This window comes from Wolbachia endosymbiont (group B) of Parapoynx stratiotata, assembly GCF_947250635.1.
GTDB lineage: Bacteria > Pseudomonadota > Alphaproteobacteria > Rickettsiales > Anaplasmataceae > Wolbachia.
Genome location: NZ_OX366335.1, coordinates 1,259,279 through 1,273,168 on the forward strand (window position 1 = coordinate 1,259,279; position 13,890 = coordinate 1,273,168).

10 protein-coding genes are annotated in these 13,890 nt (G+C 33.0%); 7 read left to right on the forward strand and 3 right to left on the reverse strand.

Annotation, left to right across the window (positions count from 1 at the left end; translation table 11 throughout):
* Positions 1-12 precede the first annotated feature (12 nt).
* The 3 genes from OOT12_RS05845 to OOT12_RS05855 are packed head-to-tail and all read left to right on the forward strand — an operon-like array spanning position 13 to position 2,656.
* Complete coding sequence (locus tag OOT12_RS05845) at positions 13-1,374, forward strand: hypothetical protein (protein ID WP_264374604.1); 1,362 nt, start codon at positions 13-15, stop codon at positions 1,372-1,374.
* A gap of 40 nt (positions 1,375-1,414) precedes the next feature.
* Complete coding sequence (locus OOT12_RS05850; protein ID WP_264374603.1) at positions 1,415-2,011, forward strand: riboflavin synthase; 597 nt, start codon at positions 1,415-1,417, stop codon at positions 2,009-2,011.
* Between the two features lie 57 nt (positions 2,012-2,068).
* Positions 2,069-2,656 carry a CvpA family protein gene (locus OOT12_RS05855; protein WP_264374602.1) on the forward strand — a complete coding sequence of 196 codons (588 nt, stop codon included), beginning with the start codon at positions 2,069-2,071 and terminating at the stop codon, positions 2,654-2,656.
* 130 nt (positions 2,657-2,786) lie between these two features.
* On the opposite strand, the gene OOT12_RS05860 is transcribed toward OOT12_RS05855, so the two are convergent.
* Positions 2,787-4,112 (reverse strand): phosphomannomutase/phosphoglucomutase, encoded by a 1,326-nt coding sequence (locus OOT12_RS05860; RefSeq protein WP_264374601.1) that lies wholly within the window; start codon positions 4,110-4,112, stop codon positions 2,787-2,789.
* Positions 4,113-4,241: 129 nt separating this feature from the next.
* Here OOT12_RS05860 and OOT12_RS05865 point away from each other — a divergent pair, with 129 nt between their 5' ends.
* From OOT12_RS05865 to OOT12_RS05880, 4 genes are all read left to right on the forward strand, one after another.
* Complete coding sequence (locus tag OOT12_RS05865; RefSeq protein WP_264374600.1) at positions 4,242-6,209, forward strand: hypothetical protein; 1,968 nt, start codon at positions 4,242-4,244, stop codon at positions 6,207-6,209.
* Between the two features lie 198 nt (positions 6,210-6,407).
* Complete coding sequence (locus OOT12_RS05870; protein WP_264374599.1) at positions 6,408-7,937, forward strand: actin-bundling T4SS effector WalE1 family protein; 1,530 nt, start codon at positions 6,408-6,410, stop codon at positions 7,935-7,937.
* Positions 7,938-8,170: 233 nt separating this feature from the next.
* Positions 8,171-8,878, forward strand: a complete 708-nt coding sequence (locus OOT12_RS05875) for a uroporphyrinogen-III synthase (RefSeq protein ID WP_064085243.1) — start codon at positions 8,171-8,173, stop codon at positions 8,876-8,878.
* Positions 8,878-9,660 carry an exodeoxyribonuclease III gene (locus OOT12_RS05880; RefSeq protein ID WP_264374598.1) on the forward strand — a complete coding sequence of 261 codons (783 nt, stop codon included), beginning with the start codon at positions 8,878-8,880 and terminating at the stop codon, positions 9,658-9,660. The genes OOT12_RS05875 and OOT12_RS05880 overlap by 1 nt, the downstream gene beginning before the upstream one ends.
* Positions 9,661-9,697: 37 nt before the next feature.
* Here the strand turns inward: OOT12_RS05880 and OOT12_RS05885 are convergent, their stop codons facing one another.
* Positions 9,698-10,609, reverse strand: coding sequence for a hypothetical protein (locus OOT12_RS05885; protein ID WP_264374597.1), 912 nt, complete (start codon positions 10,607-10,609; stop codon positions 9,698-9,700).
* Between the two features lie 641 nt (positions 10,610-11,250).
* Positions 11,251-13,779, reverse strand: a complete 2,529-nt coding sequence (polA, locus tag OOT12_RS05890) for a DNA polymerase I (RefSeq protein WP_264376506.1) — start codon at positions 13,777-13,779, stop codon at positions 11,251-11,253.
* Positions 13,780-13,890 lie beyond the last annotated feature (111 nt).

The window sequence follows — 13,890 nt, forward strand, 5'->3', positions numbered from 1 at the left end:
AAAAATTTACTCATGCATAGTAGTAACATAGAAACTAAGAAAAAATACAAAATTGAGGATTTACCTAAGTTTTTTAAGGATAGATCTAAAAAAATAAGTAAGGCATTTTCTAATGAAGTACTGGAGATTAGAACCATTCGCTCACAAAATATTACAAGTGATACACAAGAGTTTTCATTTAAGCTCAAGCTGCTAACAGAGGTAAACCCTAATACAATAGGACCTCAAATAAAACATTTAATTTACTTTTTTAAAGCCTGCCTTTCTCAGGAGAAAAACTTCACAGCCAATATAAAAGTACCAAAAGAAAGTGAAGAATTACACAATAACTACCATAAAGCTAATAAAACTGTAGAAGAATTCATAAGTAATGCTCCAATTCAAATCCTCCTGCAGGGCATAACAATAACGCTACAAACAGAAGTTAAAAACATCAACCTCAATAGCTTGCAACAAATCGAGGCATTTTTGAATGAACAGCTAAAGCATGCAGAAAAAGCTAAAAATGAGGATGCCACAAGAAATTTAGTCCCTCAAGAAATAGAGCGGGATATAGGTCAAACTACTTCGCACACAGATTATTTTAAGGCTAACAGAAAAAAGAAGTCAAAAAAGCAAGCTCAAGAACTATCAGAAGAGGAAAAACAATCAATCATAAAACAAGTTCAACTTGATGCTAGAGTAGCTATGATAGATAATTTGGCTGAGCACAAGGGAAAAAAACTTGATGAAATATTCGTAGAAGTAATAAGTGAATATAAAAATCAAGATTCAGATGCATTTTACAATATTTTCAACTCAGTGTTTAATATTATTTATTTCCAAGATAAACAACTACATGAAATATTAGAGCCGAATGAGATATCAGAAGTGCTAGAGGTACTCAAAAGGCCACAACCCCCTAATAATTCACTTTTAGGTAAAGAATATTTACAAAAGCAAGTATATAGAAAAAAAGAGCAGTTGATTAAATTAGTTTCAGGCCAACCTTCTCCACAGCTTAAAAATGTTTCTCATGAAATTTTACCAAGCAAAGTTGTAGATCCTTTACTGAAAATGAATAAACTCACCGATATTACTCTAAAATCACCATTAAAGACTGTATTTTCCTCGAAAGAGACTTATTTTTGTCTATTTTTGGTAGCAGCTTCTATGTCAGCACTCTGCCTATGGCACTTGCCGCTGGGAAAAGTGTCAATTTTAAAGGAATTGGTGCCAACAGAAAAAAGGGAAAGTATCGGTCTAACATTAAACATAGGGTTACCAATATTAATTACACTGTGCGTTTTGAACCTGGCTTACTTTCTATATTCTGAATATTCTGTAGAATCTATTGAGCAGATAAGTAAAAAAGATCTTCCTTTGCGCACCTAACAAATAAGATCTTTTGTGATATAATTATTTATTTTATTGCATGTTTAAAGGAATTATCAAAGATATTGGCACTATAACTGATATCACTATCCACCCTAACTCTGATCAAATCTTCCATATTGAGACACAAAATTTATCCTCTATAAACAAAGGAGATTCAATATCCTGCTCCGGAGTGTGTTTAACTGTTGTCAACATAATGAGCAATGTATTCACAGTTCAAGTATCTCAAGAAACCATGAAGGTTTCTAACTTAAATACGTGGAAAACAGGGAAAAAAATAAACCTAGAACAAGCAATGAAACTGAGTGACAGAATTGACGGCCACTTGGTTCAGGGTCATGTGGATGACACAACAGAAATTTTAACAATCAATCAAAATTTAGAATCTCATGAAATCAGACTATCATGCCCACAAGAATTAATTAAATTTATTGCAAAAAAAGGTTCTGTAACGCTAGATGGAGTTTCCCTTACGGTCAATTTAGTTATCAACCAAGAATTCACTGTGAACATTATTCCCTACACATGGAAAAATACAACTTTTCAATATAACAAAACAGGTAATTACCTAAATTTAGAAGTTGATATGATTGCTCGGTACTTAGACCAGCTGATAAAATATCAACACAATTAATTTTACAACTTTGTTATTTACAACTATTATATCTTGAAAATCATATAGATACAAAATATGTTTTTCGATAGCCTAATTATCTTTATTATTGTCTTGTGTGTAATAATATCGATAACTAGAGGTTTTATAAAAGAGCTATGTGCATTAATGTTCTTGCTCTTATCAGTCTTTTTGACAGCTAGTTACTATGATTTTTTTATTATAAATTATAGTAAGTATTTTGACTCTAAAGTTACAAAAAACATACTTTCTACAATCTCTGTATTTATCATACTTAATCTTACATTCATGACAATGAATAACTGGCTAATGTACATATTATCACCTATAAGGTTGGGATTAATGGATAGAGTTACTGGAATCTTTGTCGGAGCACTCAGAGGAATATTGCTTTCTTATGTACTATTTTTTGCTGTGCACTTATATTGCCACACAGTATATGATAAAAAAGAGGGAGAGTCTAAAATAGACGCAGAAGACATATTGCCCAATTGGATAATAAATTCACACTCTTATCAGGCTTTATTTGTGACAACAGAAGAAGTAATTAACATGTATGTACCAGAGTCATTGATACTAAAAATAAAAGAGATTGGTGAGGAAATGGTTGATCAAGAAAAACCTCAAAACAATAAAGAAAAGTGAGTGTGCATTTTCTATAGCTAAACTAGATTAGACAGCTGTTATCCACAGCAGTGCGACATAGGTTACCAATTCCTATTACTAATCAAACAAAACTGCAAACATTGACGAATAAGTAAATCATCAAAAAAATTTAAATGTATAATTTTAGTGCATCAATGTAATAAAACAAAACTTTTTTAGTGAGTTCAAAATTTTCTAAGGTATTTCCTTCACATCTTGCTGTTATGCAGTTTTGCGTATTTGATACTCTAAGAAGCCACCAACCTTTATCATCAGTTACCTTAATTCCATCAAGCTCTGAAAATACAATGTTTTGCTGCTTTAGTGTCTCCTTGATTGATTCAATTATTTGAAATTTTTTCTCATCCTTCACCACAATTTTCACTTCATGAGTGATATATAACTTTGGTAAATCTTCAATCGCCTCAGATAGGCTTTGGTTTTTCTTAAGTAAAATGTCAATGGCTTTAATAGCAGAATATAGTCCATCATCAAAACCTAACTCAGAAAAGAAAAAATGCCCACTGAGTTCACCGGCAAACTTGGCCCCTTCTTCTACCATCTTTTTCTTAACTAGTGAGTGTCCAGTGGCACAGGTAATTATTTGTCCTCCTAATTTGCTAACGAAATCATGCACTTTCATACTCATTTTTACGTTGGCAATAACTTTGCTTTTTGGGTATTCCGCCAATACTTCACGTGAAAAAATCATAAACAAGTGATCATTGGAAACAACATTACCTTTATTATCAATCAAGCGTACCCTATCACCATCACCATCAAGTGCAATACCAAGATCACATTTATCTTTCTTGACAATACTGATTAACTGAGCAAGATTTTTTTCTTCTATGGGATCTGGGTCATGCAGTGGAAACGTCCCATCTATAGAGTTATTGGTTATGATGTGTATATGACTTGGTAAAACTTTTTCAATATACCTTACAATTGTTGGACTATTGCCAAAATCCCAGGCTATCTTTAGCTTGCGTGTAGTATTATTTTTTAGTGCATTTTTTAATATGTGAATGTATTCACTATATGTATTCGTGTTAATTAAGCTTCCAATTTTCGTGCTGTTTTTAATTGTACTGCCTATAATTTCCTTCATTTCTTGATCTGAGTAAACTTTTTTACTACTGAAAAATTTAAAGCCGTTATATTCTCTGGGGTTATGAGAAGCAGTGATCATAATCCCAAGATCTGCCTGCATTGTTGCAGCGTAGAGCATAGGTGAAGAACAGAGCCCAACGCGTATAACATTCGCACCGGATAAAATCAAGCCTCTGATTAATTCTTTTTCTATGCTTGGTGAATCTATCCTGCTGTCATAGCCTACACAAACGTTAGCTGCAGTTTGACCAAATTTTCTACCTATTTCATACCCATCACTGATCTGCAGGTCTCTGCCTACCACACCTCTAATATCGTATTTTCTTATAATAGTATTGTCCATACTGCACTTCTTGGAGTGGTTAATATATAACATTCCCGCCAAATACTCAAGTTTATTTAACTATAAGATTAGTTGATTTTTTAAGAAAATATGCTAATATTATAATATAGTTCTCTAAAAATAGAAATTATGCTAAAAGAAAACTTATTTATAGCTGAAAATCAAGGTTTAGATGTAGATGAGCAAAAGAAAAATGATATTTTAAGTTTCATTGAACCTTGCAACAATTTTCAGGATTTTATAAAAAAATTAGAGGAAGAAAACTTAATTTGGTATTTTATTGGCCCTTTACGCAAAGATGAGAACATTAAAGAACAGGTAAGTTCAAAGTGGAAAGAGGAGTTTCAAAAGTTTGAGCAATCAATAAATGCAACACATAAAAAATTCGCAGAATCTCTACCAAGTGAAAATTTCTTAGTATATACAACACAAGATAATGAATTTAAAATTAGATTTGAAAATAAAGAAAAACCAATAGAGATTAGCACCCTTTTAAGAGCCAGCGACGAAGGCAAGGTTTATAACCTATCTTTAGGGAAAGATAGTCAAATAACTGCAACCAAAAAAGGCAGCGAAAGGCACTATGATTTTACTGGTTCAAGCTCATGTGAGATGACCATTAACTGGCAAGCTAAGGATTCTAAAGGCAATAGCATAGATTGTAGCATGACTGTAGAAGTAAATTCTAAGGGCATAAAAAGAGTGATTGATGAACCAAAATTTGGAGAAATAACTGACCCAGAAGAGGTATTAAAATTAGTTGAGCAGAATAAAGAAGTTTTTATCAACGGAAAAACTCTGCATCAAGCTTTTACTGACATGGGCAAAAGTGTGAACGAGCAGCAAACGCTGGCAGAGGAAATATTTACAAAAGATCCACCACAGTCACCTATACCAAGTAGTAGTGGATATTCTTCTCCTGATTCGCGTAGAAGTTCTTTTTTCACTGAGAGCGAAATTGGTGATGAAGAGTCTGAAATCACTGATGAATACATTGACGACAGTTACGATCAACAAAAAATGCACAAAGATTATGACAGAAAGTATGAGCAAGAGGGATTAAAAGGTGTAGATGAGACTATAAATGAAATTAACAAACTTGCAAAGCAGCGTGATGATCTAATCTCGGAACGTGATTACCTGAAAAATGAAATTAACGAACAACAGGAAGCAATGCTTGAAAGAGATCAAAAAATCAAGGAACAAGATGCTTCTATTAAGAAGCTTACAGAGAAACTCAAAAAATCAGAAGAACTTAATCAAAATATAGAAAAGGAAGGTGATACAGGAATAAGAACACTAAGTGAAGAAAAGCAAATTTTGGAAGGAAAAGTTAAAAGACTTGAAGCTGAATTGAAAAAAATAATGCAAGAAAAAGATCAAGACATTAAGCAATTAGAACGAAAGGTAAGCACACTAGAACAAAGTCAAAAAGATAAAAATGCTAGAATAACAGATTTAATTAATCAATTGAAAGATAAAGAAAGTGAGATTCAGTCAACAAATAGAATAAATGAGGAACTACAGGAAAAATTTAAGCAAAGTGAAGCTAAGTTAAGTGCACTAGAAAAAAAGAATGCAAATTTGGAAAATAATCTAAAGAAAATATTGGTAGAAGGTTCACAAGATAATCATGAAAAGCAGTTTGTAGAACAATGGATGGAAGCAAAAAATGAAAACGAAAAATTGACTGATAAAGTAAATCAATTAGCTAGAGAATTAAATCAACTGCAAAAAGAAAAGGGAAATTTAGAAAGGGAAATTTGGCAACTTAAATCTGGAAGATCACTTGCGGATGAGTTCAGTGAAGTAAATGCGAAAGTAGCTACTTCAACTGAAGCTGAATATGAAAGTAGAGGAATCGAGGCAAGTGATCACGAAACTACAGTTCCTAAAACACAAGACCAAGGTACAAATGCAGGAGTTGATGCATCATCTTCAACAGATCAAAAAAAGACTAAAGAAATAGAAATTCAAACTGACGTGCAAATGAATGATTTTCATGATTTATATGATAAAGAACGCAAATATGTCAGAACAGAATTATCAGATCCAAGCGCAGTCTCTGCTCAGGCTTCAGAAAAATCTACTTCTTGAAAAGGATAAGTTTTGCTTCAACTATAGCTGATCTAAACGAGACGTCATACCGCAACAATCACTAATTTTCTGTCCTTTCAACAAAACACATCAAGTAAAATCATTTGAGTGCAAATGAACATTGTTAGATGAATTAACCCTAACTTAAGAATCAGATATATACAATATTAGTATGTTTAATTAATAGTGAGGTTTAAAATGTCACCTAGTGAAAAAAACTCTTCAAATTTTGTTGAAACTAAGCAAGATGATCTTAAAATGATTCAAGATTCTTCATTAAATTCAGATATCATTCACGATCCCAAGAAGCTGAAAGACAGAATTATGGATCTGTTAAAAGGAGATACAGAATTCTCCAAGATGAAGCAAGGAGATAAGGCCCTTGTAGTAGGTACAGCAAGTGGATTATTTGCAGCAGTGTTACCATTTTTGGCAGTTGGTGCAACACTTGCTATACCAAGTGCTATAGTTGGTCTTACTCTATTTTTCGCTGCGAAAGTTGCTGTAAAAGCAGTTCAATCTGGATATAAAGGGCTCAAATGGTCAGCAGAAAAAACAGTTGAAGGAGCGAAGCATATTGGCGGAAAAATCAAAGATGGTGCTGTATATGCCAAGAATTCGGTAAAAGAAACTGCAAGTTCTGTAAAACAGGCAACACAAGAGAGAGCTAGCTCTACATTAAGAAAAATGGGGGATAACATTCAAAACCTTGGAAGGAAGATGAGTGATAGTGGTGCAAGCATGTCTAGTTTAGATGGCATCGCATATTCAATAGGTAATGAAGATCAAACTGTTATTTTGAAAACAAAAGAAAAAACGAGAAGTTTTAATAGTGTAAAGGAAATGTTTGTCAAGGAAGTTTTTGAAGACAAAGGTGTGAATAGCTCTGCTTTAACTAGGAAAATATTTTCTAAGCTGGGGGAAAAAATATTAGAGAAAGCTTATTCTGTTGATGGTCAACACAGTGCCAAAAAGGACCAGTTGATCAACCGATTGAAGCAGCAAATAGATTTTATCAATAAATTAGATGCTAAGAAGTTGCAACATTTGTTAGCTAAAGATAATAGCAGCCTATATGAAATTTTTTCTGAACATCATGATGAGATTAAGGAAGTTATTAAAGAATGCAAGGAAGAGCATACTCGTTTTAATACTTTAGAAAGGCTTAATAAGTCAGCAAAAAGGCATAAAGCAAGTTCTATGAATTCACTGGAAAATAGCTTATCAGGTAGTAGTTCAACGAGTTCTATAAGTACTGTTAGCAGCAAAGCAGAATTATTAAATCCTAATGAGCATAAGGAAGTAAAAGCACCTACTTCACTTTGGAGCAAGTTTTCATCATCACTAAAAGGTGGCAAAAAGCCAAAGGAAGCTACTTATATAAGATATCAAGATTCTGAGTTGGATCAGATACAATCTGCGGAGATAGGAAATAGCCGTTTTTATGTTGCTCCGGAGAAACCGCCAAGAAGCAATTCAACGGGTTCTTTAAGCACTGACAGTACTGCTACAACTTCTAGCTTTGCCAGTTACCGTCGTAATTCTGATAGTGGGTTCAATTCACCAAGTTCTTCTCCGCAACATGGTATGTTCACTGAGAAAAATGGCAAGTTAAAAACCCAAGCTGACTTAAGAAAGACAGGTTCTTTGGACAAATTGGTGGGACCTTCTTCAACAGTAACTGCTGAAGTCGATGTAGAGCATCAAGCTCCAAAAATGAAGATATAGAGAGTAAACAAAACTATCTATCTTCTTAAAAAAGATGTTACTCAGTGAGTAACATCTTTTTTTCATTTGATCAAAAACATTCGCTTATTTAAGATCAGTTTTCTAGCACTGGGCCAATTATGGAGTTTCTTTTGCCTTTTTTCTAGGTTATGCAAGAAACTTGAAAAATAAAATTTTTATTCAATAATTTGTGTATAAGGGATATCATTTTACTGCTAGCGAAATAAACCAGAATGAAGTCTATTTTATTGACAAGGCCTTTATTAGATTCGTTGAGCACAAGAAGCACGCTAAAAAAATATGGATACAAAGTTTTTATAGAGCCAGTATTCACAATAAAGTACTTAAATCCTGATATATCCGCGCACGAATTTGATGTTGTGATATCTACAAGTAAAAACAGTGTAAAGGCTTTCAGTCAAATATGCAAAGAGGATAACTTTTCGATTATTACAGTTGGTAATTCAACTATGCAGGCTGCAAAAAATTTGGGATTTTCCGATATAATCTCAGCAGACAGCAACGTTGATGGTCTGATATCATTCATAAAATCTCATTATTCAAATGCAATAAAGTTCTTATATATAAGGGGACAAGAAGTATCATGTGACCTAAAAAAAAGATTATCTGAAGAAGGTTTTAACGTAAGAGAAGTTGTACTCTATAAAACAATTACTAAAAGGAGTCTAACTAATAGGTGTAAAAATTTACTATTGGACGGTAAAATTGATAGCGTTGCTTTTTTTTCCTCACAAACTGCAAGGGTATTTTGTTCATTAGTTCTAAAAAGTGGGCTATCTCCTGTGATGAATAATACAGTTGCATATACCATGAGTAAAAACATTGCTGATAGTTTAAAGTTAATCAAGTGGAAAAAAATTATAACATCGAGGTTGCCCACAGGGGAGAGTTTAATTGATATAATTAATAAGGATTGTTGATGCTAAAGATTGCAACTTGGAATGTAAACTCCATACGTAAAAGAATTAACCAACTTTGTAGTTTTATAGTTGATAGTCAGATAGATATAGTTTTGCTGCAAGAGATAAAATGTACAGAAGAGCAATTTCCTTATGCAGAGATAGAAAAGTTAGGATATGAATATGCTGTCTATGGACAGGTTGCAAGAAATGGTGTTTGTGTTTTATCTAAATATCCAATACTGGAAAAATTAAAAATTGATGTTGTAGAGAGTCATCAAGAAGCACGTTATATAGAGTGTGTGATAAAACACACCAATAATAAGATAAGGGTAGGAAGTTTATACGTGCCCAATGGTCAAAGCTTGGACTCCCAAGCATTTGAATATAAACTCAAGTTTTTTGATAACCTATATGAAAGGATGGGCACTTTGTTGAAAAATGAAGAGTTAACTATTATAGCTGGCGATTATAATGTTGCACTGGATGAAATTGATGTTTTTGATTCAAATTTATTAAATGGCCAAGTGTGCTTTCATATAAAAGAGCGTGAGAAATTAAGAGCGATCTTGAATCTTGGTTTTAAAGATGCATTTAGAATATCTCACCTCAACTTACAACAATTCACTTGGTGGAATTATCAAGGTAATTCACTCAGAAACAATCAAGGAATGCGAATAGATCATATGCTGCTATCGCCACAAGCTGCAGATAAATTGGAAACATGTTACATAGATGATAGGTTGCGTAAACTAGAAAACCCATCTGATCATACTCCCGTTGTATGTGTTATAAAACAATAAAAGAGCTATTACACAATTCACCTTTGGCAAATAGGTCTTAATTGACTGCTGTCTTTTCTGTGCTTTTGGCTGGCTGATCTAAAGTAGGTTGTTTAAGGGTAGCAGGTGTTTCTTTTCGTGGACTGCAAACTCGCTCAGAAGTAAAATGCTGTTTATTCTCTCCGTCTCCCTGAGAAATTTGTTCAGTAATCTCTTTGATTTCGGTTTTTAAAATATCATCAATGCCATTGCGAATTTTTTCATTCAATTTTTTTCTCTTTTCTATATCATCTTTATCTGGTGAGCTAGGGTCATATAAAGTACCTGGCCTATTATTTGAAAAAAGAACTTCAATTCCTCCCTTTACAGCAAATATTGTACCAATAACAGCAGCAATTATCGCAAGTGTAGTAGGACCAAAAATTAATATTGAAGCAATGGAAAAAAGAATAGGAAGAAAAACTTTACGTAAGAACTTTGTTACCATCTCTTCATCACTAAGTAGTGGTTTATCCTCTTCTTCCTTAACATCTAAAACTTTTCCAAGACCTGGTATTTTTTCTAATAATCCTCTTCCAGGTATTTTACGCTTAACAAAATCAACAACCCAATCCCTAGCTTCTGTACCACGTACATCATCTAAGCATCCTTCTACTATTTGCTTTACTTTACTATCTTCCTCTCCAGCTAATTTTTTCTCTCTAATTTCTTTAAGCACAGAAAGTAAAAACTGACAAAAATTCTCTTTACTGAGTGGTCTTATCTTTTCTGGATTGACATTATTAAGTAGTATGTACTCATAATCTGATATGAAAACATTAGTTATTCGTGGGCTCTCCTGTGATTTGGCTTTATCTTGTAATGCTTCCATGAAGGCATCATAAATTGCCTTATGTTCTTCTTTGAAAATTATCTCACTTTCCTTTATAGGTGATTTTGAAGACTCTGCTTTTACTGGTGGAACTGTCATGGTTGACCTATTTCATTTACCTATGCCATAATTATAGCATATTTTTCGTATTAGTTCAAATTTCTTAGAACCTGTCTTGAAAGAGAAAAAAAGAAAAGAATAAAGCAAAAAATAGAAAAGTAACAAATGATATAAGTGATAAGGGAATGTAAAAAATTGCTTCCATATATTTTAAATCTGATTATAATTACAGTTAGAGATATTTTAAGAGCTCAAAATCTATCTTTGTCTGCAGACTTTTCAGTCAAATTTTTAATCAAAAAGCGTAGCGTATCTTCTTTAGTGCATGTAAATATGCTTAATCTCTGTTGTATGTGCGCTGCACTTTTTTCTAATCTTTTTTTTACACAGGGGGATTTTATGTCCAGAATTCCAGATATTTGACCTTTACTTTAGCTAAAAACCAATAGGCGCCTATTGTTTAACGCTAATTAAAATAAAAATTTTTCTAATATATAGAAGAATTACAAAATCACTGTTTACTGAAAACGGGGCAAGAAAGCTGCTAATGTCAAAGAATTTTAGGTAAATGTTGTTTGCTTGACGTATGAGTGTACTCTCCTTACTTCAAGAAATATTTAATATGACTATGCTTGTTAATTAAGTCCTTTCAAGACAGGTTCTTAGGGTCTACGGTATAATTAAGAAAAGCCCCAGTTGTCGCTAATTTTTATTTCTACTTCAAGTGGTATAGAAATTTCTACTGCATTTTCCATTATATCTTTCATAAGTTTTGCTGTTTCTTGCACTCTGCTCTCTTCCACTTCTACAAGTAATTCATCATGAACCTGGAGGATTATTTTACCTGACTTTAACTGATCAAAAAGCCGAATCATCGCGCGTTTTATTATATCAGCGGCGGTTCCTTGCAGTGGTACATTTATTGCTGCCCTTTCTGCAAATTGTCTTAGATAAGGAATTTTATTGTTGATGTCTCTTACAAAACATCTTCTACCAAACAAAGTCTCTACATAACCGTGCTGTCTTGCGATAGATACTGCTTTTTCCATATAGGCTTTTATTTCTGGATAACAAGAAAAATAGTAATTAATGTATTCAGCAGCCTCTTGAAAGGTAATGCCAAGTCGCTTTGCAAGGCCAAATGGACTAATGCCATATATAATGCCAAAATTAATGGTTTTTGCTTTGCGTCTTAATTGCTCATCTATTTCTTGCACTCCAAAAACTTGTCTTGCAGTGATATCATGAATATCTTGCCTGTTTGCAAAAGCTTCTTTAAATGCGGTAACATTTGCAACGTGTGCCAGGATTTTTAATTCTATTTGTGAATAGTCAGCAGAAATTATCTTGCAACCTTTTGGCACAATAAAGGCTTGCCTGATAAGACTACCTTCTTCGCTTCTGATAGGAATATTTTGTAAATTAGGATTGCTAGAGCTCAGCCTTCCAGTTGCAGTTGTGGTTATTGAAAAGCTTGTATGTATCCTACCATCAAGCGGATCAACCTGTTTTATTAACGCGTCAGTATAGGTACCCTTTAATTTACTTGAATGTCGCCAACTTAAAATTTTACCTGCGATTTCTGTCCCCTCCTCTTCAAGTGCCTCTAGAACTTCAGAGTTTGTGCTATAAGACCCAGATTTTGACTTTTTCTTTTTACTTAGCTCCATTTTATTAAACAAAACATCACTTAATTGTTTTGGCGATGCAATGTTGAATTTTTCTCCTGCTAAATTATGTATATCGTTTTCAAGTACAGCAATTAGCTGCTCAAACTTATCAGACAATTCCTGTAGTTTTTGAATATTGAGCAGTATTCCATTTTGCTCCATATCAAATATTACTTTCATGAGAGGTCTATCAAAGCGCTCGTAAATCGTAAAAAGTTTTTCCTGAAATAATCTTTGTGTCAGTTTCTCATGGATCGCTATTAAAATTTTTGCCGAGAAAGTTTCTACATTTTTACTTAAATTGTGTGCAATTATGTTTGGAATGCTGTGATCATGCTTACCTGTGTCAAGGCTGTATGACATGATCATCAGGTCATCAATTGAGTCTAGCACTCTCTCTATTGTAGGAAATATTTCTCTGATCTTTCTAATATCATGTACTATTTTAAGCACCCCATTTGAAAATAAAGTTGAATTTATTATAGTAAGTGCATCTTGTAGGCAGCTTTGATCTATGTAGAAAATATTATCCTCACTACAAGATAAGGAGATTTTGTTCAATCTATTGTTTTCAAAGTGGCAATGAATTGCAATTTTACCTTCATATCTGCAATGCTCCAAAAATTTTTCTAATTCTTCACTACTATATTCTATTTTCTCTTTTGTGCTAGATCCACTATAAGAAAAGAGCTTTTCTACTTTTCCTATCAATGAATTAAATTCATATTTCTTCAAAAAGGATAACAATTTTTCCATATTTGGAGGATGGACTTCATATTTTACAATATCATGTTGAAGATCTACTTTTTTGCATAGTGACAAAAGTTCTCTTGAAATTAGTGCTTTTTCCTTATGCTCAGTAAGAATATTACGAACTCTTGTTTGCTCAATGTTATTGATGTTTTCTATAATGTTATCCAACGAATCAAATTTATCCAGCAATTTAGCTGCAGTTTTTGGGCCTATTCCTGGAACGCCTGGAATGTTATCAGATGCATCTCCAGTTAGAGAAAATAAATCAAGAAGCTTATTTGAATTTACACCAAATTTTTCTATCACTTGTTTTTCATCTATGTATATATTTTTAATAGGATCAAATATTAGAATGTTGTAATTCAAAAGTTGAAATAAGTCTTTATCTGATGAGACTACTACTACTTTAAAGTCTTCGTGGTTGGCATATTTTGCAGCTAGTGTTGCAATTATGTCATCTGCTTCATAGCCTTCAATCTCTTCATAGCTGAAGTTAAAAGCTTCTACCGCTTCTCTCAGTATTGTAAATTGTGGAATTAGATCCTCAGGAGGTGTTACTCTGTTTGCTTTGTACTCAGAATATAAACTGTGCCTGAAATTTTTTTTGCCAGAATCAAGTGCTATAGTTAAGTAGTCCGAATGGGAAATATACTTCAGAACCATATTAAGAAAACCGTACACAGCACCTACTGGAATACCAGCTGTGGTAGTCAAATGATGCAAAACGTAATAAGCTCTGAAAAGAAAACCATAACCATCAATGATTGTGAAAGTTTTTTCTTTCATTGTAGATATTTATGTGTGCCTTTGATGGTCTGTTATTTAGCTATAAAAATCAAGCTCTTGTTTCCTATAGCCAAAATAATCATAATGCTATAGTTACTATAAGAAAACATA

Coding starts and splice junctions, on each gene's coding strand:
- OOT12_RS05845 (WP_264374604.1), top strand. CDS start 13: ATGCATAGTAGTAACATAGAAACTAAGAAAAAATACAAAATTGAGGAT.
- OOT12_RS05850 (WP_264374603.1), top strand. CDS start 1,415: ATGTTTAAAGGAATTATCAAAGATATTGGCACTATAACTGATATCACT.
- OOT12_RS05855 (WP_264374602.1), top strand. CDS start 2,069: ATGTTTTTCGATAGCCTAATTATCTTTATTATTGTCTTGTGTGTAATA.
- OOT12_RS05860 (WP_264374601.1), bottom strand. CDS start 4,112: ATGGACAATACTATTATAAGAAAATACGATATTAGAGGTGTGGTAGGC.
- OOT12_RS05865 (WP_264374600.1), top strand. CDS start 4,242: ATGCTAAAAGAAAACTTATTTATAGCTGAAAATCAAGGTTTAGATGTA.
- OOT12_RS05870 (WP_264374599.1), top strand. CDS start 6,408: ATGTCACCTAGTGAAAAAAACTCTTCAAATTTTGTTGAAACTAAGCAA.
- OOT12_RS05875 (WP_064085243.1), top strand. CDS start 8,171: ATGAAGTCTATTTTATTGACAAGGCCTTTATTAGATTCGTTGAGCACA.
- OOT12_RS05880 (WP_264374598.1), top strand. CDS start 8,878: ATGCTAAAGATTGCAACTTGGAATGTAAACTCCATACGTAAAAGAATT.
- OOT12_RS05885 (WP_264374597.1), bottom strand. CDS start 10,609: ATGACAGTTCCACCAGTAAAAGCAGAGTCTTCAAAATCACCTATAAAG.
- polA (WP_264376506.1), bottom strand. CDS start 13,779: ATGAAAGAAAAAACTTTCACAATCATTGATGGTTATGGTTTTCTTTTC.